General features: G+C 68.2%; 18 protein-coding genes. 8 read left to right on the top strand and 10 right to left on the bottom strand.

All coding sequences use genetic code 11. From position 1 onward, the window contains the following. Positions 1-5: 5 nt before the first annotated feature. On the bottom strand, positions 6-431 hold the full coding sequence (gene ndk / locus ERL55_RS06980; protein WP_129135789.1) for a nucleoside-diphosphate kinase: 426 nt from the start codon (positions 429-431) through the stop codon (positions 6-8). Positions 432-649: 218 nt separating this feature from the next. Between ndk and ERL55_RS06975 the strand changes: the two genes are divergently transcribed. The 3 genes from ERL55_RS06975 (at position 650) to ERL55_RS06965 (ending at position 4,970) form a co-directional block, all read left to right on the top strand. Further along, complete coding sequence (locus ERL55_RS06975) at positions 650-1,264, top strand: TetR family transcriptional regulator (protein WP_129135788.1); 615 nt, start codon at positions 650-652, stop codon at positions 1,262-1,264. 62 nt (positions 1,265-1,326) lie between these two features. Beyond that, a complete protein-coding gene (locus ERL55_RS06970) occupies positions 1,327-3,699 on the top strand; it encodes a 3-hydroxyacyl-CoA dehydrogenase/enoyl-CoA hydratase family protein (protein ID WP_129135787.1) in 2,373 nt (790 codons plus the stop codon). A 65-nt stretch (positions 3,700-3,764) separates the two neighbouring features. Beyond that, the gene (locus ERL55_RS06965; RefSeq protein WP_129135786.1) at positions 3,765-4,970 is read left to right on the top strand and encodes an acetyl-CoA C-acyltransferase; all 1,206 of its coding nucleotides are present in this window, start codon (positions 3,765-3,767) and stop codon (positions 4,968-4,970) included. A 68-nt stretch (positions 4,971-5,038) separates the two neighbouring features. Here ERL55_RS06965 and galU read toward each other — a convergent pair whose 3' ends face one another. The 7 genes from galU to cmk form a co-directional block, all read right to left on the bottom strand. Continuing rightward, a complete protein-coding gene (gene galU / locus ERL55_RS06960) occupies positions 5,039-5,938 on the bottom strand; it encodes a UTP--glucose-1-phosphate uridylyltransferase GalU (protein ID WP_129135785.1) in 900 nt (299 codons plus the stop codon). Beyond that, positions 5,935-7,842: a nucleoside-diphosphate sugar epimerase/dehydratase gene (locus tag ERL55_RS06955; RefSeq protein WP_129135784.1), complete on the bottom strand. Its 1,908-nt coding sequence runs from the start codon at positions 7,840-7,842 to the stop codon at positions 5,935-5,937. The genes galU and ERL55_RS06955 overlap by 4 nt, the downstream gene beginning before the upstream one ends. Beyond that, entirely contained in the window at positions 7,839-8,855 is a 1,017-nt protein-coding gene (locus ERL55_RS06950; protein WP_129135783.1) for a hypothetical protein, read from the bottom strand. The genes ERL55_RS06955 and ERL55_RS06950 overlap by 4 nt, the downstream gene beginning before the upstream one ends. A gap of 4 nt (positions 8,856-8,859) precedes the next feature. Beyond that, on the bottom strand, positions 8,860-10,041 hold the full coding sequence (gene lapB, locus ERL55_RS06945) for a lipopolysaccharide assembly protein LapB (RefSeq protein WP_129135782.1): 1,182 nt from the start codon (positions 10,039-10,041) through the stop codon (positions 8,860-8,862). Positions 10,042-10,162: 121 nt separating this feature from the next. Beyond that, positions 10,163-10,465, bottom strand: a complete 303-nt coding sequence (locus tag ERL55_RS06940; protein WP_129135781.1) for an integration host factor subunit beta — start codon at positions 10,463-10,465, stop codon at positions 10,163-10,165. A gap of 68 nt (positions 10,466-10,533) precedes the next feature. Further along, positions 10,534-12,222, bottom strand: a complete 1,689-nt coding sequence (gene rpsA, locus ERL55_RS06935) for a 30S ribosomal protein S1 (RefSeq protein ID WP_129135780.1) — start codon at positions 12,220-12,222, stop codon at positions 10,534-10,536. Between the two features lie 179 nt (positions 12,223-12,401). Beyond that, the gene (gene cmk / locus ERL55_RS06930) at positions 12,402-13,076 is read right to left on the bottom strand and encodes a (d)CMP kinase (RefSeq protein WP_129137246.1); all 675 of its coding nucleotides are present in this window, start codon (positions 13,074-13,076) and stop codon (positions 12,402-12,404) included. Positions 13,077-13,225: 149 nt separating this feature from the next. Between cmk and ykgO the strand changes: the two genes are divergently transcribed. The 5 genes from ykgO to ERL55_RS06905 all read left to right on the top strand — a co-directional run bounded on the left by ykgO (position 13,226) and on the right by ERL55_RS06905 (position 17,137). After that, a complete protein-coding gene (gene ykgO / locus ERL55_RS06925; protein WP_005913193.1) occupies positions 13,226-13,351 on the top strand; it encodes a type B 50S ribosomal protein L36 in 126 nt (41 codons plus the stop codon). A gap of 137 nt (positions 13,352-13,488) precedes the next feature. Continuing rightward, positions 13,489-13,818 (top strand): hypothetical protein, encoded by a 330-nt coding sequence (locus ERL55_RS06920; RefSeq protein ID WP_129135779.1) that lies wholly within the window; start codon positions 13,489-13,491, stop codon positions 13,816-13,818. A 60-nt stretch (positions 13,819-13,878) separates the two neighbouring features. Beyond that, positions 13,879-14,913: an agmatine deiminase family protein gene (locus ERL55_RS06915; RefSeq protein ID WP_129135778.1), complete on the top strand. Its 1,035-nt coding sequence runs from the start codon at positions 13,879-13,881 to the stop codon at positions 14,911-14,913. A gap of 103 nt (positions 14,914-15,016) precedes the next feature. Beyond that, positions 15,017-15,901 (top strand): carbon-nitrogen hydrolase, encoded by an 885-nt coding sequence (locus ERL55_RS06910; protein WP_100323085.1) that lies wholly within the window; start codon positions 15,017-15,019, stop codon positions 15,899-15,901. Positions 15,902-15,928: 27 nt separating this feature from the next. Continuing rightward, positions 15,929-17,137, top strand: coding sequence for a TraB/GumN family protein (locus ERL55_RS06905; RefSeq protein WP_129135777.1), 1,209 nt, complete (start codon positions 15,929-15,931; stop codon positions 17,135-17,137). 113 nt (positions 17,138-17,250) lie between these two features. Here ERL55_RS06905 and ERL55_RS06900 read toward each other — a convergent pair whose 3' ends face one another. Together ERL55_RS06900 and ERL55_RS06895 are read right to left on the bottom strand one after the other, a co-directional pair. After that, the gene (locus ERL55_RS06900; RefSeq protein WP_129135776.1) at positions 17,251-20,349 is read right to left on the bottom strand and encodes an efflux RND transporter permease subunit; all 3,099 of its coding nucleotides are present in this window, start codon (positions 20,347-20,349) and stop codon (positions 17,251-17,253) included. After that, on the bottom strand, positions 20,346-23,837 hold the full coding sequence (locus ERL55_RS06895) for an efflux RND transporter permease subunit (protein ID WP_129135775.1): 3,492 nt from the start codon (positions 23,835-23,837) through the stop codon (positions 20,346-20,348). The genes ERL55_RS06900 and ERL55_RS06895 overlap by 4 nt, the downstream gene beginning before the upstream one ends. Between the last annotated feature and the right edge of the window lie 15 nt (positions 23,838-23,852).

Raw genomic sequence — 23,852 nt, 5'->3', positions numbered from 1 at the left:
GCAACTCAACGCGCGTGGACGTCGGTCGATGCGAAGAAGTAGGCGATCTCGACCGCCGCGGTCTCCGCGGCATCCGAACCGTGCACGGCGTTGGCGTCGATGGAGTCGGCGAAGTCGGCGCGGATCGTGCCGGCTGCGGCTTCCTTCGGGTTGGTCGCGCCCATCAGCTCTCGGTTCCTGGCGATCGCGCCCTCGCCCTCGAGCACCTGGATCATCACCGGGCCGGAGATCATGAACTCCACCAGCGCGTTGAAGAACGGGCGCTCGCGGTGCACGGCGTAGAAGCCCTCGGCTTCCTTGCGCGACAGCTGGGTCATGCGCGAGGCGATGACCTTGAGGCCGGCCTTCTCGAAACGGCTGTAGATCTCGCCGATGACGTTCTTGGCGACGGCATCGGGCTTGATGATGGACAGGGTGCGCTCCAGCGCCATGGACGATCTCCGGGGATAAGGGTCGCGCGAACGGCGACCGTAAATTGGGTTTCATGGAAAAACCCGCGTCAGCGCGCGGGTTTAGCCGATCTGGCTGTGGCGGATTCTAGCCGAAAAGCACCTGCATTAGTAGCTGCCCTGCCGCGTCGGCGCCCCGCGTTTGACCGCTGGACAGGCTGGCACCTAACATCCAAACAAGCGTTTGATCATGTGAGCCCATGTCCACCCAGTTCTCGACCAAGGAACGCATCCTCGGCGCGGCGGAAGAACTCTTCGCCCAGCAAGGGTTTGGCGCGACCTCCCTCCGCCAGGTCACCAGCCGCGCCGACGTCAATATTGCGGCGGTGAACTACCACTTCGGGAGCAAGGAGAACCTCGTCAACGAGGTCTTCCGCCGCCGGATGGACGAGATGAGCGGCCATCGCCTGTCGATGCTCGAAGACGCGCGGCGCGACCGCCCCGGCGAGCTGGAGGCGATCCTTGCCGCATTCGTCGAACCAGCGTTGGCCCTGGCGGCCGGCCGCAACGGGGGTGGTGCGTTCATCCGGGTGATCGCCCGGGCATACGCCGAGCAGAACGATGGGCTGCGCGGCTTCCTGTCCGAGCGCTACGGGCATGTACAGCGCGAATTCGCCCGTGCGATTGCCGAGTGCGTGCCGGGACTGGCCAAGGCGCAGCTCTACTGGCGACTGGACTTCCTCGGCGGCGCGCTCACCTATGCCATGGCCGACTTCGGCCTGATCCGCCGCCCGCCCGGGGTGGACGAGGACACCCATCGACGCCGCGCCGCCGCGGAGCTGATCTGCTTCGCCGCCGCAGGTTTTCGCAGCTGACCGCACCGGCGCCCGGTCTCCACCGTGCGTCGCTACCGTTACATATCAAGGAGTTGGGAACAATGTCTGAGAAACTGCTTGTCCGTCGCGCAGCGGTGCTGGGTGCCGGCGTCATGGGCGCCCAGATCGCCGCCCACCTGACCAACGCGGGCATCGATACGGTGCTGTTCGACCTGCCAGCCAAGGAAGGTCCTGCCGACGGCGTGGTGCTGAAGGCGATCGCCAACCTCGGCAAGCTCAGCCCTGCCCCGCTCGCGAGCAAGGCACTGGCTGCGGCGATCACGCCGGCCAACTACGACACCGGGCTTGAGCAACTGCGCGGGTGCGACCTGGTGATCGAAGCGATCGCGGAACGGATGGACTGGAAGCAGGACCTGTACCGGAAGATCGCGCCGTTCGTGGCCGACCACGCGGTGCTGGCGTCCAACACCTCGGGCCTGGGCATCAACGCGCTGGCCGATGTGCTGCCGGAGCAGCTTCGCCACCGCTTCTGCGGCGTGCACTTCTTCAACCCGCCGCGCTACATGCACCTGGCCGAACTGATCCCGGCGAACACCACCGACGCCTCGGTGCTGGAAGGCCTGGAAACCTTCCTGACGACCCAGCTCGGCAAGGGCGTGGTGTATGCCAAGGACACGCCGAACTTCATCGGCAACCGGATCGGCGTGTTCTCGATCCTGGCGACGATCCACCACACCCGCGAAGCCGGCCTCGGCTTCGACGAGGTGGACGCGCTGACGGGACCGCTGGTCGGCCGCCCGAAGTCGGCGACCTACCGCACCTCCGACGTGGTCGGCCTCGACACCATGGCCCACGTGATCCGGACCATGGCCGACACCCTGCCGGACGACCCGTGGCACCGCTATTTCCAGGCGCCGGACTGGCTGCAGGCACTGATCGGAAAGGGTGCGCTGGGCCAGAAGGCCGGTGCCGGCATCTTCCGCAAGATCGGCAAGGACATCCACGTCCTGGACCTCGGGCAACAGGACTACCGCCCGGCCGACCGCAAGGCGGCCGACGAGGTGGTCGAGATCCTGAAGACCCGGAACCCCGCGGAGAAGTTCGCGAAGCTGCGCGAAAGCCAGCACCCGCAGGCGCGCTTCCTGTGGGCGGTGTTCCGCGACCTGTTCCACTACAGCGCCTACCACCTGGCCGATATTGCCGAGACCGCGCGTGACGTCGACCTGGCGATCCGCTGGGGCTACGGCTGGTCGCTCGGGCCGTTCGAGACCTGGCAGGCCGCGGGTTGGACGCAGGTCGCGCAGTGGATCGCCGACGACATCGCCGCCGGCAGGGCCATGAGTGATGCCCCGCTGCCGGCGTGGGTGCTGGACGGGCGCGAAGGCGTGCATTCGGCCGAGGGCAGCTACAGCCCGGGCCGGGACGCGGTGGTGCCACGTTCGACGCTCGCCGTCTACGGACGCCAGCGTTTCCCGGATCCGGTGCTTGGCGAGTCGTTCGACCAGGGCACGACCGTGTTCGAGAACGACGGTGTGCGCATGTGGCACGACGGCGACGGCATTGCGGTGGTGTCGTTCAAGACCAAGATGCACACGGTCTCCGACCAGGTGCTCGACGGCCTGCAGGAAGCGGTGGCGATCGCCGAACGTGACTTCCAGGGGCTGGTGATCTGGCAGCCGAAGGAACCGTTCTCGGCCGGCGCCGATCTGGCCGGTGCGCTGGGCCTGCTGCAAGCCGGCAAGGTCGACGCGTTCGAGGCGATGGTGGCGAACTTCCAGGCGACCAGCCAGCGGATCAAGTACGCGCTGGTGCCGGTGGTCGCGGCAGTGCGTGGCCTGGCGCTGGGCGGTGGCTGCGAATTCCAGATGCACTCGGCGCGCACGGTCGCGCACCTCGAGAGCTACATCGGGCTGGTGGAAGCCGGCGTCGGCCTGCTGCCGGCCGGCGGTGGCCTGAAGGAACTGGCCGTGCGCGCGTCGCAGGCCGCGGGGCCGGGTGGCGATGTGTTCGCGGAGCTGAAGAAGACCTTCGAGACCGTGGCGATGGCCAAGGTGTCGACCTCGGCGCTCGAGGCGAAGGAACTGGGCCTGCTACGCGCCAATGACCGCATCGTGTTCCATGCCCACGAGCTGCTGCACGTGGCAAAGGCCGAGGCGCGCGCGCTGGCGGAAGGCGGCTACCGGCCACCAATGCCGGCCCGCCGCATCCAGGCCGCCGGCGACGTTGGCATCAGCACCTTCCGGATGCTGCTGGTCAACATGCTCGAAGGCCGCTTCATCAGCCCCTACGACGACGAGATCGCGACCCGCATCGCCACGGTGCTCAGCGGCGGCGACATCGACCGTGGCGCACTGGTGGACGAGGAGTGGCTGCTGCGGCTCGAGCGGACCCACTTCGTCGAGCTGGCCCAGCAGGAAAAGACCCAGGCGCGCATCGGCCACATGCTCAAGACGGGCAAGCCGTTGCGGAACTGATCGGGCCCGGCGCGCCAGGCGCGCCGGCACGATCGCATCGCCGACCACAGATTCCGGAGAACCCTATGAGCAAGCAGATCCAGGACGCCTACATCGTCGCCGCCACCCGCACCCCGGTGGGCAAGGCGCCCAAGGGCGTGTTCCGCAATACCCGTCCCGACGACATGCTGGCCCACGTACTGCGTGCCGTGATCGCGCAGGCGCCGGGCATCGACGTCAACCGCATCGACGACGCGATCATCGGCTGCGCCATGCCCGAGGGCGAGCAGGGCATGAACGTGGCGCGCATCGGCCTGCTGCTGGCCGGCCTGCCCGACACCATCGCCGCGCAGACCATCAACCGCTTCTGTTCGTCGGGCCTGCAGGCGGTTGCGCTGGCGGCGGACCAGATCCGTCTTGGCAATGCCGACCTGATGTTGGCCGGCGGCACCGAATCGATGTCGATGGTGCCGATGATGGGCAACAAGGTCGCGCTGTCGCCGTCGGTGTTCAAGGACGACCATGTGGCGATCGCCTACGGCATGGGCATCACCGCCGAGAAGGTCGCCGAGGAATGGAAGGTCTCGCGCGAGGACCAGGACACCTTCGCCCTCGCCTCGCACCAGAAGGCGCTGGCCGCGCAGAAGGCCGGCGAATTCCGCGACGAGATCTCGGCGCTGGAAGTGGTCTCGCGCCAGGCCGACCTGGCCGGCAATGCGGTTCGTGTGAAACAGCTGCTCGTCGAGCACGATGAAGGCCCGCGCCCGGACACCTCGAGCGAAGGCCTGGCGAAACTGCGGCCGGTGTTCCGCAACGGCCAGTTCGGCGGCACCGTCACCGCCGGCAACTCGTCGCAGATGAGCGACGGCGCCGGCGCGGTGCTGCTGGCGTCGGAACAGGCCATCAAGGACTACGGCCTGACGCCCCTCGCCCGCTTCGTGAGCTTCTCGGTGGCAGGCGTGCGCCCGGAGGTGATGGGCATCGGCCCCATCGCGGCGATCCCCAAGGCGCTCAGGCAGGCCGGTCTCACCAAGGACCAGCTGGACTGGATCGAACTCAACGAAGCGTTCGCCGCGCAGGCGCTGGCGGTCATCCGCGATTCCGAACTGGACCCGGACAAGGTCAATCCGCTGGGTGGCGCCATCGCGCTGGGCCATCCGCTGGGCGCCACCGGTGCCATCCGCACGGCGACGCTGCTGCACGGTTTGCGTCGTCGCCAGCAGAAGTACGGCATGGTGACGATGTGCATCGGCACTGGCATGGGCGCGGCGGGGATTTTCGAAGCGCTCTGATCCGCACACTGGCGGTCACGAAAAAGGCGCCGCAACGGCGCCTTTTTCATCGGGTCGGCAGGCGCGGGTCAGGCGTCGCCGGTCTCCGCGTCGGCCAGCGCCTTGCGCATCGCGGCCAGGGTGGATTCGCGCAACTTCGGGTTGTCGAGCGCGAAACGCATATTGGCTTCCACGACCCCCTGGTGCTGGCCGCAGTCGAAGCGCGTCCCCTCGAACCGGTAGGCCAGTGCCGGCTTCTTCTGGAGCAGTGCGGCGATCGCGTCGGTGAGCTGGATCTCCCCGCCCGCACCGGGTGTCGTGCTTTCCAGCAGTTCGAAGATGCTGCCGTCGAGCACGTAGCGACCGACCACGGCCAGCGTCGATGGCGCGACGTCGGGCGACGGCTTCTCCACGATCTCCGAGATCCTCCCCGAGCGATCCGCGAAGTCCCCGGTCGCCACGATGCCGTAGCTGCCGGTGGCACTGCGCGGGACATCCTCCACCGCGATGACGCTAGCGGACTCGCGCTCGGCAAGGTCGGCCATCTGGCGCAGTGCGCCATGGCCGTTGCGGTTCCAGATCAGATCGTCGGGCAGCAGCACGGCGAACGGCTCGTCGCCGACGATCGGCCTGGCCTGGAGCACCGCGTGCCCGAGCCCGAGTGCCTCGGCCTGGGTCACGAACACCGCACGTACACCCCTGGGCAGCACATGGCGGATCAGTTCCAGCTGTTCCAGCTTGCCGGCACGCTCGAGCTTCTGTTCGAGCTCGTAGGCCTTGTCGAAGTAATCGGCCACCGCGTGCTTGTAGCGGTTGGTGACGAAGATCAGGGTGTCACAGCCCGCTTCGATCGCTTCATCGACCGCGTACTGGATCAGCGGCCGGTCGACGATCGGCAGCATCTCCTTGGGAACGGTCTTGGTGGCAGGAAGGAAGCGGGTGCCGAGTCCGGCGACGGGAAATACGGCCTTTCGGATGCGCTGGGTCATGTCCTGCGTGCGTGTCTGGCGGGGAATTCGACCACCGTGCGGGACTTGTGCGTGTCGGGGATGTTCGCCGGGATGAATTCCGGGACCGACGCGCGCAGGGTCACGGCGAGCTCCGCGAGATCGTAGCGTTCCGACGCGTGACGGAGGCGTTGGGTCGCGGCAAGCACGTCCTCGCTGCGCACCGCGCGGGCCTCGGCCTGCAGGATCTTCGGATGCGAGGTCGGTCGATAGCGCTCGTCGGCGTGGAACAGCGTCTCATGCAGCTTCTCGCCGGGCCGCAGGCCGGTATAGACAATGGCGATGTCGCGCTGCGGATGCTTGCCCGCAAGGCGGATCATCTGCTCGGCCAGCAGGCGGATCGAAACCGGCTCGCCCATGTCCAGCGTGTACACGGCGTGCCTGGAGCCGATCGCTGCCGCCTGCAGGATCAGCAGACAGGCTTCCGGGATGGTCATGAAGTACCGGGTGACATCCGGGTCGGTGACGGTCACCGGCCCACCCGTGCGGATCTGCTCACGGAACAGCGGGACGACGCTGCCTGCGGAGTCCAGCACGTTGCCGAATCGCACGGTCACGAAACGCGTCTGCGTCGATTCCGCGAGCGACTGGCACACGGTTTCCGCCAGCCGCTTGGTGGCACCGAGCACATTGGCGGGATCGACGGCCTTGTCGGTCGAGATCAGCACGAACGACCCGACTCCCGCCGCCGACGCTTCGCGGGCGACGGTCTCGGTGGCCAGCACGTTGTTGCGTACCGCCTCGCGCAACTGGCCCTCGAGCACCGGGACCTGCTTGTACGCGGCGGCGTGGAAGACCGCCTCGGGCGTGGACAGCGAAAGCGCGTGGCGCATCACCGCAGGATCGCCGCAGTCGCCCAGCACCGGCAGGCACTCGATATGCGGGAAATCACGGCCCAGTCGCGCCTGGATGGTCGCCAGCGCAAGTTCGTCCACGTCGACGACGGTGATCTGGCGTGCACCATTGCGCGCGCACTGCCGGCACAGTTCCGCACCGATCGAGCCACCGCCGCCGGTCACCAGCACGCTGCGACCACCGAGCCAGCTGCGGATGGCCTGCCAGTCGGGCAGCACCGGCTGGCGCCCGAGCAGGTCCTCGATCGCGACCTCCTTGAGCTCGCCGGGCAGCGACTGCCCTTCGAGCAGGTCGTCGAGCCGCGGCACGGTGCGGAACGGGAGTCCGGTTTCCTCGCACAGGGCGACGACGCGACGCATGTTCGCCGCGTCGAGCGACGGCATGGCGATGATCAGCAGCCGCGCCGCCGTCTCCGGGGCGATGCGGGCCACATCCTCCACCCGTCCCAGCACCGGCACGCCCTGCAGATAGCTGCCACGCAGCTTGGCGGCATCGTCCAGGAATCCAACCGCCTGGTAGGCGCCGGTCCGGCGCAGGTCGCGCAACAGGGCCTCGCCGGCCTGGCCGGCACCGAGGATCAGCACGCGCACGGCACTCTGGTCGGTACGCGCCAGGCTGTGGTCCTTCCAGCTCCGGTACAGAAGACGCGGCATGCCGAGCAGCGCCGTCAGCGCGACCGGATAGAGCACCAGCACCGTCCGCGGCACCAGCTCGAGGCGGTTGTAGAGAAACAGCGCGATGAGGATCGCGAGCAGGCCGAAGACGCTGGCCTTGAGGATGTTGACGAGGTCGGGGACGCTGGCGAATCGCCATACCCCGCGGTACAGGCCGACGCGCCACAGCACCAGGCCCTGTGCCGCCACCACGATCAGCGTGGCGGTCGACCACAGCGGCGTCTCCATCGGCACCGGCTGCATCGACAGGCGGAACTGGTGCAGGACGATCCAGCACAGCCAGACCATGAAGAGGTCATGGGCAATGATGCCCGCGCGGGGCAGCCATGCGCCGGCGCGTTCGTGCCAGGAGATCATGTGCGGGGGCCTCGTGCTGTCATCCGGCGCTCAAAGTCCTGCAGGTACCACCACCAGCAGGCCCCCATTCCCTGCCACGCTGCAACGGCGGCGCACATCATAAACCCAACTGCGCGATCATTCCCCCCGAGCATCCACGCAAGCCACGCTCCACCCGCACTCCATAGGCCGTATGCAAGTGTGGTGACGGTATGGCCATGACGCCGGGCCGATGCCTGATAGGCATGCTGGACATGGGGCTCCCACCATCGCTCGCGTCGGAGGATGCGCCTTGCCAGCGTGAGTGACGCATCAACGAGGAACGCACTGGCGGGCAGCAGCAACAGCATCGCATCGCCGCGCCCGGGCCCGTCGGCGCCACCCAGTGCGACAAGTCCGGCCAGCAGTGCCAGCAGATAGCCCAGCGCGCCGCTTCCGACATCGCCAAGGAAGATGCGCGCACGCGGAAAGTTGAAGGGAATGAAGCCGATGCAGGCGGCCATCAGCAGCCAGCCCGGCATCCACCCCTGGGCACCCGGCCCCGCGAGGACGGCGGCCGTCGCGGCCACCAGCGCGGCCTGGCTCGCCGCCAGACCATTGATGCCGTCCATGAAGTTCCAGACGTTGACCAGCACCACCGCGGTGACACCGAGGACCACGCACGTGGGCACATCCAACCCGGTGCCATGGAGGCCAGCGGCCAACAGCATTCCCGCGACCACGTGTGCCGCAAGCCGCAACCGCGCCGACAGCGGACGGTGATCGTCCCACCAGCCGATTCCCGCGACGAGGGCCAGGCCCAGCGCCATCGGCAGCGCGACCGCCGCCTGCAACCCGTGTTTCCCGGGCCACAGCAGAGCCACAAGCATCACCACCACGATCGCGACGCCGCCCCCCCTGGGAGTCGCGGCCTGGTGGCTGCGCCGCTCGCCGGGCTGGTCGACCAGGTGCCGTGCCAGCGCATACCGGCGCGCAAGCCAGGTCAGGGCCGCGGCCAGCAATGCCGCGCAGCCAATGAGCGCGATTGCGGTCAAAACGTCAGACGACGGCGTAGTTGAGCAGCGGCTTGATGGTGCCCCATTCCTTGCAGCTCGGGCACTGCCAGTGGTGGCTGCGTGCACCGAAGCCGCACCGGTTGCAGCGGTAGCTGGGATTGCGCACCAGCAACTGGTCGGTGATGTGCTTGAGGTCGCGCAGCGTGTGCGCAGGGTTGCCGCCCTCGCCCGCCAGGGTGAGATCGATCAGCGCCGCCTCGCCTCGCACCGAAGGCCGGTCCTTCAACTGGTCGGCCAGATACTCGCGCGCGACGTCCACGCCCTGATCGGCCTCGATCAGCCGTGTCAGCGCCAGCACCGGAGCGATGCCGCGGTAATGCTCGGCCATCTCGCTCAGGAAGGATTTCGCGCCCGGGGCATCACCGATCCGCTCATAGGCGGTCATCAGCTGCGGCATGATCTCCGGGAGGAACTCGGTATCGTGGCGCCCCGCGCGCTCGAAAGCCTTGATGGCGGCGGCGTAGTTGGCGGCATCGAATTCCAGGCGCCCCGACAGGATGCCGGCACGCACGGACTTGGAGTCCGCCGCATATGCCCGTGCCACCGCCGCGCGCGCACCGTCGAAATCACCGCTCGAGCGCAGCCGCTCGGCCAGCTCGCATTCGAAGTGCGCGATCAGCCGGCCCATCGGCTCGCCCGTCACCGCCTCGTAGCGGGTCGCGTTCTCGATGGCCTTTGGCCAGTCACGCTCGGCCTGGTAGATCGAGATCAGGTGTTTGAGCGCCTGCGGTGCACGGTCATCGAGTGCGGCGAGCTCGGTGAACACCGTCTCCGCGCGATCGAGCAGCCCCGAGCGCATATAGTCCTCGCCCAGCGCGAGCAGTGCCTGCACGCGCTGCTGGTCGCTGAGGTCGGCACGCTCCACCAGCCCCTGGTGCAGGCGGATCGCACGGTCGACCTCGCCACGACGGCGGAACAGGTGCCCCAGTGCGACCTGGGTCTCGAAGGTGTCCTTGTCGAGCTCCGCGATATGCAGGAACAGCTCGATCGCCTTGTCCGGCTGCTCGTTGAGCAGGTAGTTCAGGCCACGGAAATAGGTGGTGGACAGGCGGCTGACCTGGGTGTCGCTGTGGCGTTCCCCACCGCGCCTGCCAATGATCCAGCCGCTCAGCGCAGCCAGCGGCAACAGCAGGAAGAACAGGAACCACTCGCTGATGAAGGCCATCGGATCGACTCCTTTCAGTCCACGCGCCGGGCGCGGTCGGGCGCCACGCGTTCTGCGAACGTCGCGCCGAAGTATGACGTGAATGGGCACCTGCCATTACCGGCAGGACGACCCGGGCCGGTCAGCCCTCGCCGGGCAACGGGATCACGCCGCTGACGCGCTCGCGCAATTCCTTGCCTGGCTTGAAATGCGGCACGTGCTTGCCGGGCAGCGCCACGGCGTCGCCGGTCTTGGGATTGCGGCCGGTACGCGGCGGCCGGTAATGCAGCGAGAAGCTGCCAAACCCGCGGATCTCGATCCGCTCGCCCTGCGCCAGCGAGGCCCCCATCATCTCGAGCAGCGACTTCACCGCCAGATCGACGTCGTCGGCCTTGAGGTGGGCCTGCCGCCCCGCGAGGATCTCGATGAGTTCCGACTTGGTCATATCCCCGGTCTGACGCTGGATGCGAAACGGCGGCCCGGACACCCGGGCCGCCGTTCGCGTGCTTCGACTTACTCGCCCTTGCCCTGCAGCTGCTCGCGCAGCAGTGCACCGAGCTTGGTGGTGCCGCTCGACGCTTCCGCGGCGTTGCGGTTGTACTCGGCCAGGCTCTCGGCGGTTTCCGCCTCGTCCTTGGCCTTGATCGACAGCTGGAGGGTGCGGCCCTTGCGGTCCATGCCCACGAACTTGGCTTCGATCTGGTCGCCGACCTTGAGCACCTGCGACGCGTCATCGACGCGCTGGTCGCTGATGTCACGGGCCATCACGTAGCCTTCCACGCCCTCGGCGAGGTCGACCAGTGCACCCTTGGCATCGACTTCACGCACGGTGCCGCTGACCTTCGAACCCTTCGGATGCGAGGCCATGAACTGGCCGAACGGATCCTGCTCGAGCTGCTTGACGCCGAGGCTGATGCGCTCGCGCTCCGGGTCGACCGCCAGCACCACCGCCTGCACGGTGTCGCCCTTCTTGAGGTTGCGGGCCACGTCGTCGCCGCTGGTGTTCCAGCTCATGTCGGACAGGTGGATCAGGCCGTCGATGCCGCCGTCCAGGCCGATGAAGATGCCGAAGTCGGTGATCGACTTGATCTGGCCCTCGACCTTGTCGCCCTTCTTGTGGATGGCCGCAAAGGTCTCCCACGGATTGGACGTGACCTGCTTGATGCCCAGCGAGATGCGGCGGCGCTCCTCGTCGACGTCGAGCACCATGACCTCGAGCTCGTCACCGACCTGCACGACCTTCTGCGGGTTGACGTTCTTGTTGGTCCAGTCCATCTCGGACACGTGCACCAGACCCTCGACGCCCGGCTCGATCTCGACGAACGCGCCGTAATCGGTGACGTTGGAGACCTTGCCGAACACGCGGGTGTTGGACGGGTAACGGCGGGCGATGTTGTCCCACGGATCCTCGCCCAGCTGCTTGAGGCCCAGGCTGACGCGGTTGCGCTCGCGGTCGTACTTGAGCACGCGCACGTCGAGTTCCTGGCCCACTTCCACGACTTCGGACGGATGGCGCACGCGCTTCCAGGCCATGTCGGTGATGTGCAGCAGGCCGTCGATGCCGCCGAGGTCGACGAACGCGCCGTAGTCGGTGAGGTTCTTGACCACGCCCTTGAGCACGGCGCCCTCGACCAGCTTCTCCATCAGCGCCTCGCGCTCCTCGGAGTGCTCGCTCTCGACCACCGCACGGCGGGAGACGACGACGTTGTTGCGCTTGCGATCGAGCTTGATCAGCTTGAACTCGAGTTCCTTGCCCTCGAGGTACACCGGGTCGCGGACCGGGCGCACGTCGACCAGCGAGCCCGGCAGGAACGCGCGGACGTCCTTGATGTCGACGGTGAAACCGCCCTTGACCTTGCCGCTGATCTTGCCGGTGATGGTCTCGTTCTTCTCGAGCGCTTCTTCCAGCTCGTCCCACACCATCGCGCGCTTGGCCTTCTCGCGCGACAGCACGGTCTCGCCGAAGCCGTTTTCCAGGGAGTCCAGCGCCACCTTGACGGTGTCGCCCACGGCGATGTCGATCTCGCCGTCGTCGTTACGGAACTGCTCGATGGGCACGATGCCCTCGGACTTCAGGCCGGCGTTGATCACGACCACGTCGGTACGCACGTCGACGACGGTACCGGTGACGATGGCGCCGGGCTTGAGCTTGGCGAGGTTGGCCTGGCTCTGCTCGAACAGTTCTGCGAATGATTCGGTCATTGGAGTTACTCGGTGAGGACACGGACACGCGGTGCCGGCGGGAACTCCGCCTGCGGACCACGGTCCACCCGTAGGTCGGCCGGTGCGGGATGCGGTGGCCGTTGCAGTTGGTGGATTTCCGTCGCGGCGCGGATGCACCGGACGGGCTGTTCTGCCGTGCGGGACGGCGTGGGCGGAATCTATCCCCGCACCACCGCCAGCACGCGCGCGACCACCTCGTCGATGCCGACGCCGGTGGTATCGATGCGGACGGCGTCATCGGCCGGCCGCAGCGGCGCCACCGGACGGTTCGCGTCGCGGGCGTCACGTGCGAGGATCTCGCGCAACAGACCGTCCAATGTAACGGAAACCCCCTTGCCGATCAACTGTTTATAGCGCCTCCCGGCACGCTCTTCGGCGCTCGCGGTCAGGAATACCTTCCAGCGCGCATCGGGAAAGATCACCGTGCCCATGTCGCGGCCGTCCGCCACCAGCCCCGGTTGCTGCCTGAACGCGCGTTGCCGCTCCTTGAGCGCGGACCGGACCTCCGGGATCGCGGCGATCGCCGAGGCCGCGGCGCCCGCGGTTTCGGTGCGCAGTTCGTCGGTGGCATCGACGTCGTTGATCAGCACCCGCGGCTCGCCGCCGGGTGCGTCACGGAACGAGATCCGGGTGTCGAAGGTGCAGCGCACCAGCGCCGCCGGGTCGGCCAGGTCGATATCGCTCCAGCCGGCCGCCACGCCCACGCCGCGATACAGCGCGCCCGAATCGAGGTAGTGCCAGCCGAGCTCCCCGGCCACCGCGCGGCTGATCGTGCCCTTGCCCGACCCGGAGGGGCCATCGATGGCAAGAACGGGCGCGGTGGGATCGGACAGGGGCATGGTCGGGCTCGGCTGTAGAATGGCGCCATTCTAATGCCGCGCCCGGCAATGCCCGCCCGGCATCATCGACTGTTGCCGCAGCTGCGGAATGTCCGCTAGAATCGCGGGTTTCCTGTCGTCATCACTTTCCCTGAGGTTCCATCATGAAGGTCCTGTCCTCCCTGAAGTCGGCGAAGACCCGCCACCGTGACTGCAAGGTCGTTCGTCGTCGTGGCAAGGTCTTCGTGATCTGCAAGTCCAACCCGCGCTTCAAGGCCCGCCAGCGCTGAGGCGTGCGTCGGCGCTCCAGGCGCCGATGGGTTGACGATCGGGCCGCCCTGTTGCGGCCCGCGTCTTTTGTGCGCCCGCAACGCCACGCGGCCGGTGTTGCACCCTACAATCGGCCGTCCCGTTCAGGAGCCGTGCCATGCAAGTCCGCAGCATCGCAGCCGTGTCGTGCCTTCTCCTCCTCATGGCAGGTCCCGCATCCGCGGACGTGCTGCTGATCGAACGTGTGCAGGCGCAATCGCAGATCGCCCTGCCGACCCAGGGCATGCGCATGGCCGAGGTCGAGGCGCGTTACGGCGCGCCGGCGGAACGCCTGGACCCGCGTGGTGGCCAGAAGCGCGACTGGCCGACGATCAACCGCTGGGTGTATCCGGGCTTCACCGTGTATTTCGAGCGCGACCGCGTAGTCAACGCGGTACTGAACAAGGCCGCGTCCAACGAGATCGGGCCCAAGCCCGCCATCCGCTGACCGCGCGCGTGCTTCCCGAGCCGGCCCCAGCGGCCGGCTCTTTCGTTTGCAGGATCCGAAATGACCGACACCACCCGCTTCCCCGCCGAATGGGAACCGCAGGATGCAATCCTGCTGGCCTGGCCGCATGCCGCCACCGACTGGGCCGATCGCCTGGCCGAGGTCGAGGAGACCTATATCGCGCTGGTCGCCGCGATCACCCGCTTCCAGCCGGTGCTGCTGTGCGTAGCCGATGACGACGTGGAGGCCTATGCGCGGGCACGGCTGGCGTCGGCGCGCATCGACATGGCGCGCGTGCGCTTCCTGACGGTGCCCTACAACGACACCTGGCTGCGCGATTCCGGACCGATCACCCTGCGCACCGGTGAAGGCTTCCGCCTGCTGGATTTCCGCTTCACCGGCTGGGGCGGCAAGTTCGAGGCCGGCGACGACGATGCGCTGGTGCGGCGGCTGGCGGCGCTGGGCGTGTTCGCCGGCAACGAGGTGCACACGATCGACTTCGCACTCGAGGGCGGCGCCATCGAAACCGATGGCCAGGGCACCCTGTTGACGACCTGGAAGTGCCTGCGCGAGCGCCACCCCGGCCTGTCGCAGCAGGAGCTGGATGCACGGCTGATGGAGCCGCTGGCCCAGGACCGCGTGCTGTGGCTGCGCCACGGGTATCTCGAAGGCGACGACACCGATGCCCATGTCGACACCCTCGCCCGCTTTGCAGCGCCCGATGCCATCGTCTACCAGGCCTGCGACGACGCGACCGACGCCAGTCATTACGAAGAACTGCGCGCGATGGGCGAGGAGATCGCCGCGCTGCGCACCCGCGATGGCAGCGCGTACCGCACGTTTCCGCTGCCGTGGCCGCGGCCGATCCATGATGGTGACCGCCGCCTGGCCGCCTCGTACGCCAATTTCCTGATCCTCAACGACGCGGTGCTGATGCCGGGGTATGGCGATGCGGCCGACACGCGCGCGCGTGAGGTGGTGGCCGCCGCGTTCCCGGGCCGCGAGGTCGTGCAGATCGACTGCCGCCCGCTGATCTGGCAGAACGGCAGCCTGCACTGCCTGACGATGCAGCTGCCGGCGGGGCTTCTCGGCTGACACCGGTTCGGCCATCCGCGCGCCGCGCGCCTGCACTCGCGCACGTACTGTTGCCATGGCGTCGATCAAGGGGCGTACAGCCCTCGGGGATTAGACTGTCCGCATGAAGACCAACACTCTTTCCGTCGCGCTCATCCAGGAGCGCAACCACGGCGACGCCGCCGCCAACCTCGCCGTTATCGAGCAGCGCGTGGCGGAAGCTGCGGCCGCCGGTGCGCGCCTGGTGTTGCTGCAGGAACTGCACAACGGTTCGTACTTCTGCCAGCACGAGTGCGTGGACGAATTCGACCTGGCCGAGCCGATCCCCGGGCCCAGCACGGACCGGCTGTCCGCGTTGGCGAAGCAGCATGGCGTCGTGCTGGTCAGCTCGTTGTTCGAGCGTCGTGCGGCGGGTCTGTACCACAACACCGCGGTGGTGTTCGACGCCGACGGCAGCATCGCCGGCAAGTACCGCAAGATGCACATCCCCGACGACCCGGGCTTCTACGAGAAGTTCTATTTCACCCCGGGCGACCTTGGTTTCCAGCCGGTCGATACCGCGGTGGGCCGCCTCGGCGTGCTGGTGTGCTGGGACCAGTGGTACCCGGAAGCCGCCCGCCTGATGGCGCTGGCCGGCGCGGAACTGCTGCTGTATCCCACCGCGATCGGCTGGGACCCGGGTGACGGGCAGGCCGAAAAGGATCGCCAGCGCGACGCGTGGATCCTCAGCCACCGTGGCCACGCCGTGGCCAATGGCCTGCCGGTGCTGTCGTGCAATCGCGTCGGCCACGAGCCGTCGCCGCTCGGCGCATCCGGCATCGATTTCTGGGGCCACAGCCATGTGCTCGGTCCGCAGGGCGAATTCCTCGCCCAGGCCGGCACCGGCCCGGAGATCCTGCTCGCAGAGGTGGACATGAAGCGCAGCGAGGACGTGCGCCGGATCTGGCCGTTCCTGCGCGACCGCCGCATCGACGCCTACGGCGACCTGCTCAAGCGCTACATCGACTGACCCGCTCCCGGGAACGGAACACCCTTGATGACCGAAGCCGTGTCCCGGCTGTGGCACAGCCAGCCGCACGCCATCGTCGAACGCGACGGCGTGCGCTATACCCTCCTCGGCACCGCGCATGTTTCGCGCGCCAGCGTCGACGCGGTCGAGGACGCCATCGACAGCGGCGGGTTCGATACCGTCGCGGTGGAACTCGATGCAGGCCGCCTGCAGGCACTGACCGACCCCGACACGCTGGCCAGCCTCAACCTGGTCGACGTCATCCGCAAGGGTCGCGTGGCGATGTTCGCCGCCAACCTCGCCCTGGCCGCGTACCAGCGCCGGCTGGCGGAACAACTGGGTATCGAGCCCGGTGCCGAGCTCAAGCGCGCGGTGGCGGTGGCGCGCGAGCGCGGGCTGGCGGTGGAACTGATCGACCGCGAGGTCGGCCTCACGTTCCGCCGTGCGTCGAGCCGCCTCGGCTTCTTCGGCAAGCTCAAGCTCGCCTCCAGCCTGCTCGCCGGGCTGATGAGCAGCGAGGAGATGGGCGAGGACGAGATCGAGAAGCTCAAACAGGGCGACATGCTGGAGTCGAGCTTCGGCGAGTTCGCGCAGACCAGCCCGGCGTTGTACGAGAGCGTGATCGCCGAGCGCGACCGCTACATGGCCGCGCGCCTGCGCGAGGTGCCGGACGGTGCACGTGAGGTCCTGGCCGTCGTCGGTGCCGGGCATCTGGCCGGGCTCGCGCGCCATCTCGCCGAGGACGCCGACCGCCCCGGCGACCTGCGTGCGCAGCTCGAACACGTGCCGCCGAAACGCAGCATGCGCTGGATCACCACGGCGGTCATGGTGTTGATCCTGGCGATGATCGGCTGGGGGTTCTGGCATGGCGGCGCCGAACTCGGCCGGCAGATGGTCACCGACTGGGTGGTGATCACCGCGGGCTTCGCGGCGCTGGGCGCGATCGCCGCGGCGGCACATCCGCTGGGGGTGCTGGCCGCCGCCATTGCCGCGCCACTGAAGCCGTTCCGCCCACCCGGGGTCTCGCCGGGCCTGTTCAGTGCCCTGATCGAGGCGCGGCTGCGCAAGCCCGCGTACGGCGACTTCCTGGCGCTGCGCGATGACGCGGTGACCCTGCGCGGCTGGTACCGCAACCGGGTGTCGCGGACGATCCTCAACTTCATCCTGACCAATGTCGGCTCGAGCATTGGCGTGTGGGTGGCGGGCCTGCGCATCGCGCGGCAGATGTTCAGCTGACCTGCCGGCAGGCCTGGCGCCACTGTCGCCAGGGCCTGACGCCGATCGTGGGCGCAAATCGGATCGTCTGTCCGTGACCGTGGAGCGGACGTCGCCGTCCGCTCCACCGGACCTCAGCCCGCATCCGCCGCCAGAGGTGGCGCCACGCCCTCGCCGCGACGCCGGCGTGCGCGCTGCAGCACCCGGGTCGTGCCGCCGGCGAGATCGTCCAGCAGCGCGTAGATGGTCGGCAGGAACAGCAGGCTGACCACGGTGGAGAACGCCAGCCCGCCCGCCACCGCACGTGCCATCGGCGAGTACGCGAGGCCGCCGAGCACCACGGTGTCGCTGAGCGAGATCGGGATCATCGCCAGGATCGCGGTGCCCATCGTCATCAGGATCGGGCGCAGGCGTTCGCGGCTGCCTTCCACCAGTGCATCGGTACGGCACATGCCGCGGCGGCGCAGGTTGTTGATGTGCTCGACCATGATGATGCCGTTGTTGACCACCACCCCCATCAGCACCAGCACGCCGATGAAGGCCATCACCGTGAACGATGTTCCGGTGATCCAGAACAGCCAGAACACGCCGAAGATCGAGAACAGCACGCAGCTCATGATCGCGGACGGAAACAGCAGCGACTCGAACACCGCCGCCATGACCACGTAGATCATCACCAGTGCCAGCACGAAGTTGAACAGCATCTGCTTCATCGCCTGCTGGTCCTCCTCGAACCCGCTGCCGGAGAAGCTGTAGCTGTAGCCGGCCGGGAACGACATCGCCGACAGCGTCTGCTCCATTGCCCTGCGCGCGTCCTGCATGGTCGCCTTGCCTTCCAGGTTGGCCTGGATCGCCAGCGTCGTCTGGCGGTCGGTGCGGCTGATCTGGCTGGCACTGGGCACCAGCGTCACGTCGACCATGCTCATCAGCGGCACGGTGCGGCCATCCGGCGAACGCACCGTGAAGGTGGCGATGTCCTCGGCCGAGAAGCTCTCGGCGCCGGCGAATCGCGCCCATACCGGCACCTCGGTCTCGCCGCGGCGGAACTCGCGCAGCTGGATCCCGCGCAGCGCCATGCCGACGAAGCTCGACACCTGTTCGGCGCTGAACCCGTAGGCGGCAGCGCGGTCACGGTCCACCCGCACGGTGAGCTCCTGGTTGGTGTCGCCGGCGTCGACGCGCACGTCTCGCAGCTCGCGCCTGCTTTCGAGCACCGGCAGGATGTCGACCGCAAGTTCGCGCAGCGCCTGCGCCGAGTCGCCGACCAGCAGCACCTGCACGTTCTGCCCGGCGCCACCGCCCTGGCCGCCATCGCCCGCGCCCTGGATGCCGATATCCGCCCGCGCGGACTTCGGAAGTTCCCTGCTGAGCTGGTCGCTCTTGGCGCGCAGGTCGACCTTGCCATCGCCGAACGTGACCACTGTGCCGGCGTCGCCCTGCTCGCCGTACCAGGAATAGATCTGGGTGATGCCCATCCGCTCGCGGTTGTCGTCGAGGAAGTTCTCGACGCGCGCCACTTCCTGCGAACGCTGCTCCCGGTTGTAGCTGCCCTTCCACTGGTAGTAGACGGTGACCTCGTTGCCACCCTGCGAGTCGCCGAACATGTTCATCTGGGTCTTGACCATCGGCACGATGCTGACGGCCACGACCAGCACGATGCCCGCGACGGTCCAGCCACGGTGCTCGAGCGTCCAGCGCAGGAAGCCCGCGTAACGACGCTGCAGGCGCGGAATGAACCCGTGGGGGCTGGCGACCGCCGGTGGCGTGCGCATGCGCGCCGACAGCATCGGGATCAGGCTCACGGCGACCAGCCACGAGGCCAGCAGCGACACTGAAATGGTGATCGCGAGCTGCGCCATGAAGATGCTGATCTGGTTGGTCTCGCCCAGCAGGTTCGGCAGGAACACGATGCAGTGGCACAGCGTGCCGGCCGACAGCGCGATGGCCACGTTGCGGGTGCCCACGATCGAGGCATGCGCCGGGCGGTCGGGGTAGCGTTCGCGCTCCTGGTAGATGCTCTCCACCACCACCACCGCATTGTCGACCAGCATGCCGACGGCCAGCAGCAGGCCCATCAGCGTCAGCACGTTGAGGGTGACGCCGAAGAAGTGCATGAAGCCCAGCGTCATCACGAAGCAGATCGGGATCGCCAGCGTGACCATCAGCGTGGACGGCCAGTGCCTGAGGAAGAAGAACAGCACGATGATCGACAGCAGCAGGCCGATCGCGCCGGCCTCGGCGAGTTCCAGCAGCGAGCCGGTGACCTCCTCGCCCATGTTCTGGATGACCTTGACGTCGATGCCCTCCAGCCCGGGCTCGCTGCGCGCGCGGTCGATCTCGGCCAGTGCCTCGCGCGACACCTCGACCAGGTTGGCGTCGCGTTCCTTGAAGATGTCGATTCCCACCGCGGTGCGCCCGTCCAGCCGGCGCCCGTAGTCCATGCGCTGCGGGCGCAGCCGCACGTCGGCGACATCACGCAGGCGCAGGCCACTGTTGTTGATCGACATCTCGCGCAGCTGTTCGAGATCATCGATCTCGCCGACCGGCTGCACGCGCAGCCGCTGGCCGCCGTCCTCGATCAGCCCGGCGGAGACCGAGAAGTTGGCCGCTTGCAGCCGCTGCGCGAGTGCATTGAGTTCGACCCCGTGCGCGCCCAGCCGCTCCGGGTCGATCGCAATCTCGACCTCGTTGGGCGGTGCACCGCTGATGTCCACGCGGGCGACGCCGGGCACGCGCTCGATCCGCCGCTTGAGCTGGCGGTCGATCAGGTCGTAGGCACCGGTGAGGTCGGTATCGCCGGCAAGGCGTACGCGCAGCACCGGCTGGTCCGAGGTCGAGAACTTGAAGACGAAGTAGCGCCTGAAGTCGTCGGGGAGTTCGCTGCGGATGGCGTCGATGCGCTCGCGCGCCTCGGACGCGGTGATGGCCACGTCGCGCTCCCAGTCGGAGAACTCCATGATGACCGACGCGCCCTCGGAGTCGGCGCGACCGCGCAGCCGCTTGATGCCGGTCATCGTCGCCAGCGTCTCCTCGGCCGGCCGCAACACGTTGCGCTCGACCTCTTCCGGCGTGGAGCCGGCATACGGCAACTGCACGAACAGGAACGGCGCGGAGACATCGGGCAGCGCCTCCAGCGGCAGCCGGAACGACGCGATCAGCCCGACCACGAACAGCGACACGAACAGCATCACCGTGGTGACCGGGCGGCGCAGGCTGAGTTCGGCGACGCTCATGCGTGCTGCGCCTCCGCCGAGGCAACCAGCGCGGCGTCGGTGGCACCACGTGCACGCAGGCCACGCGCGCGATACCAGGCATCACCGCGACGGTCCATCAGGTCGTAGACCACGGGGATGACCAGCAGCGTCAGCAGCGTGGACACGATGGTCCCGCCGATCACGGTGATCGCCATCGGCGAACGCACCTCGGCGCCCTCGCCCAGCGCCAGTGCCAGCGGCAGGAAGCCGAACACCGTGCACATCGTGGTCATCACGATCGGCCGCAGGCGCGAACGCGCGCCCTCCACCATCGCCTCGCGCTTGGGCACGCCCTCCTCGCGCAGCTGGTTGACCTTGTCGATCAGGATGATCGCGTTCTTGACCACCAGGCCGACCAGCAGGATCAGGCCGATGAACACCACCACCGAGATCGTGTTGCCGGTCACCAGCAGTGCCAGCACCGCACCGACCACCGCCAGCGGAATGGTGAACAGGATGACGAACGGGTGCAGCAGCGATTCGAACTGCGAGGCCATCACCAGGTAGACCAGGAAGATGGCCAGCGCGAACGCGAACAGCAGCGAACGCAGCGAACTCGCGAGCTCCTCGCCCTGGCCGCCGATATGCATCGACACGCCTGCGCCGAGGCCGGTACCGGCCGCGTTGGCGTCCGCCACCAGCCGCTGCACGTCCGACACCGCAGTGCCGAGGTCGATGCCGCGCAGGTTGGCCGACACCACCGCCACGCGCACCTGGTCGGCACGACGGATCTCCGCCGGGCCGGTGGTCGAGACCACGTCGGCGACCGCCGACAACCGCACCGGTCGTGCGGCCTCCGGGTTCACCACCAGGTTGCGGATCGCTTCCACCGAGCCGCGCTGGTCCTGCTGCGCGCGCACCAGCACGTCGATCTTGCGGTCGCGGAAGTTGTAGCGCGTCGCCACCTCGCCACGCACCGAGCGTACCACCGCATCGGCGATCTGCCGGGTGGTCAGGCCCAGCGCGCCTGCACGTGCCTGGTCGAACACGATCTGGATCTCGGGCGCACCCTGCTCGACCGTCGACTTGACGTCGTCGTAGTTCGGACTGGCCCGCAACAGCTCCGCCATCCGCTGCCCGGCGACGGCCAGGCTGTCGAGGTCCTGGCCACGCAGTTCGATCTCCAGCGGCGTCGAGAAACTGAAGAGCGCCGGCCGGCTGAAGTCCACCTGCACACCGGGATAGCGCGCCATCGTCGCGCGCAGGGCGTCGCTGAGCGTGCTTTCGAGCGCGCGGCTGCCGCCATCGGCCATGACCACGGTGAGCTTGCCGACGTTCTCGCCGCTGTCGGTGGGGCTGGCGTCCAGGCGGGTGCCCGAGCCGCTGTAACCGAACAGCACGTCCACGCCATCGTCGTCGGCGTGCGCACGCTGGATGTCGGCCATCACCCGGTCGGTCTCGCGCAGCGGCGTGCCGGGCGGCAGCTTCATGGTCATCTCGAAGCGGTCCTGGGCCAGCTGCGGGATCAGGTCGGTGCCGAGCATCGGCACCACCGCAAGGCTGGCGAGGAATGCCACCGCTGCAACCCCCAGCACCAGCACCGGCCGCGCCAGCGCGGCAGGCAGCAGGCGCAGATAGCCGCGCTCGGCGCGCTCGTACGGCGCCATGGCGACGTCACTGGCCTTGCGCATGACCGGGCCGACCACAGCGACCGCGCCGCGCCAGGCACGCACCACCAGCCACGCAATGCCAAACCACAGCCCGCGCACCGATGCGCCGATGCCACGCCCCGTGGCCGCCACCGGCTTCTGCCAGCGGCGCTCCGGCCGCCACTGCGGATGCGGCGCCTCATCGGGGAACTGCATCGGCGACTTCGCGCCGAGCGCGCTCAGCATCGGGATGAGCGTCATCGCCACCACCAGCGAGATGGATACCGCCAGCGCGATGGTGATGGCCTGGTCGCGGAACAGCTCGCCGGCGATGCCTTCGACGAACACCAGCGGCAGGAACACCGCCACCAGCGTCAGCGTCGAGGCCACCACCGCCATGCTGACCTCGCGGGTGCCCTCGATCGCGGCGGCAAGCACGCCCAGTCCGCGCTCGCGCGCCTTGGCGATCGACTCCAGCACCACGATCGAATCGTCCACCACCAGGCCGGTGGCCAGCGCCAGGCCGCTGAGCGACATGACGTTGAGGCTCAGGCCCATCTGGTCCATGAAGAAGAACGTGGTGATGATCGACACCGGCAGCGACAGCCCGATGACGAACGTGCTCCAGCCGCTGCGCAGGAACAGGAAGATGATCAGGACCGCCAGCGTGCCGCCCAGCACGGCGTCGAACTTGACGTCGGAAATCGCCGCGCGGATGAACTTCGCCTGGTCGTCGACCACCGTGAGTTCGATGCCGGGCGGTACCTCCTTGCGCAGCCGTTCGAGGCGCGCATGTATGGCGTCGGCAGTGGCGACGGTGTTGGCGTCGCCCTCCTTGTAGATCGCCAGCTCCACCGCCTCGCGCCCGTCCAGGCGGATGATGGATTCGCGCTCGCGCCAGCCCTGGCGCACCTCGGCGATGTCGCGCAGGCGCACCGGGCGGCCATCGGCCACCGCACGACTGCCACCGCTGCCGGCGCTCTGCGCCTGCATTGCGGCCGCCATGACCGCGGCATCGCCGGACGCCGCGGCGATCCGTGCGACCTCGTCGGCGCCGCCGCCGCCGCTTGAAGCGGCCGACTGCGTGGCGACCAGCATTCCGCGGATTTCCTCGACGTCGGCGAACTGGTTGACCGTGCGTACGAGGTAGCGCTGGGTGCCCTGCTCCAGGCGCCCGCCGGAGAGATTCACGTTCTCCTGCTTGAGCCGCTGGATCACGTTGTCGATCGGCAGGCCGATGCGCGCAAGCATCTGGGTGTCGAGTTCGACCTGGATCTCGTCCTCGAGGCCCCCGCCCACGCGTACCGCGGCCACGCCCGTTACCGGCTCCAGCTTCTTCTTCAGGTCGTCATCGGCATAGCGGCGCAGGCCGGTGAGCTGGCGCACGGCGTCGCCCTCGCCGGTCGCGCTCAGCGCCACGCGCAGGATCGGCTCGGTCGAGGGATTGAATCGCAGCACCACCGGCGGTGCCACTTCAAGCGGCAGCTGCAGGGTCTCCAGCTTGTCGCGCACCTCGAGGCCGGCCTGGTCCATGTCGGTGCCCCAGGCGAACTCGAGCACGACATCGCTCTGCCCGGTACGCGAGACCGACTTCATCTTGCGCAGCCCTTTCACCACGCCCAGCGCTTCCTCCACCGGCTGGCTGACCAGCGTCTCGATCTCCGACGGCGCGGCACCGGTGTATTCGGTGCGCACCGTCAGCGTCGGGAAGCTCAGGTCGGGCAGCAGGTTGACCTTGAGGTTGCCCAGGGCCAGCAGGCCGAACAGCAGCAGGCTGACCGTCACCATCGCCACGGTCACCCGGCGCCGGGTTGAGAACTCGATCACCCCGCCGCGGGCGTGCGGCCCCGGGCCGGTGCCTGCTGGGGCGCCAGCCATGTCGTCATCGATCCG

The organism is Luteimonas sp. YGD11-2, assembly GCF_004118975.1.
GTDB classification, from domain to species: domain Bacteria; phylum Pseudomonadota; class Gammaproteobacteria; order Xanthomonadales; family Xanthomonadaceae; genus Luteimonas; species Luteimonas muca.
This window is presented reverse-complemented; position numbering and strand designations above follow the sequence as displayed.

What these genes read in the sequence shown, in the direction of transcription:
- ndk (WP_129135789.1), bottom strand. Translation starts at nt 431, where the DNA reads ATGGCGCTGGAGCGCACCCTGTCCATCATCAAGCCCGATGCCGTCGCC.
- ERL55_RS06975 (WP_129135788.1), top strand. Translation starts at nt 650, where the DNA reads ATGTCCACCCAGTTCTCGACCAAGGAACGCATCCTCGGCGCGGCGGAA.
- ERL55_RS06970 (WP_129135787.1), top strand. Translation starts at nt 1,327, where the DNA reads ATGTCTGAGAAACTGCTTGTCCGTCGCGCAGCGGTGCTGGGTGCCGGC.
- ERL55_RS06965 (WP_129135786.1), top strand. Translation starts at nt 3,765, where the DNA reads ATGAGCAAGCAGATCCAGGACGCCTACATCGTCGCCGCCACCCGCACC.
- galU (WP_129135785.1), bottom strand. Translation starts at nt 5,938, where the DNA reads ATGACCCAGCGCATCCGAAAGGCCGTATTTCCCGTCGCCGGACTCGGC.
- ERL55_RS06955 (WP_129135784.1), bottom strand. Translation starts at nt 7,842, where the DNA reads ATGATCTCCTGGCACGAACGCGCCGGCGCATGGCTGCCCCGCGCGGGC.
- lapB (WP_129135782.1), bottom strand. Translation starts at nt 10,041, where the DNA reads ATGGCCTTCATCAGCGAGTGGTTCCTGTTCTTCCTGCTGTTGCCGCTG.
- ERL55_RS06940 (WP_129135781.1), bottom strand. Translation starts at nt 10,465, where the DNA reads ATGACCAAGTCGGAACTCATCGAGATCCTCGCGGGGCGGCAGGCCCAC.
- rpsA (WP_129135780.1), bottom strand. Translation starts at nt 12,222, where the DNA reads ATGACCGAATCATTCGCAGAACTGTTCGAGCAGAGCCAGGCCAACCTC.
- ykgO (WP_005913193.1), top strand. Translation starts at nt 13,226, where the DNA reads ATGAAGGTCCTGTCCTCCCTGAAGTCGGCGAAGACCCGCCACCGTGAC.
- ERL55_RS06920 (WP_129135779.1), top strand. Translation starts at nt 13,489, where the DNA reads ATGCAAGTCCGCAGCATCGCAGCCGTGTCGTGCCTTCTCCTCCTCATG.
- ERL55_RS06915 (WP_129135778.1), top strand. Translation starts at nt 13,879, where the DNA reads ATGACCGACACCACCCGCTTCCCCGCCGAATGGGAACCGCAGGATGCA.
- ERL55_RS06910 (WP_100323085.1), top strand. Translation starts at nt 15,017, where the DNA reads ATGAAGACCAACACTCTTTCCGTCGCGCTCATCCAGGAGCGCAACCAC.
- ERL55_RS06905 (WP_129135777.1), top strand. Translation starts at nt 15,929, where the DNA reads ATGACCGAAGCCGTGTCCCGGCTGTGGCACAGCCAGCCGCACGCCATC.
- ERL55_RS06900 (WP_129135776.1), bottom strand. Translation starts at nt 20,349, where the DNA reads ATGAGCGTCGCCGAACTCAGCCTGCGCCGCCCGGTCACCACGGTGATG.
- ERL55_RS06895 (WP_129135775.1), bottom strand. Translation starts at nt 23,837, where the DNA reads ATGGCTGGCGCCCCAGCAGGCACCGGCCCGGGGCCGCACGCCCGCGGC.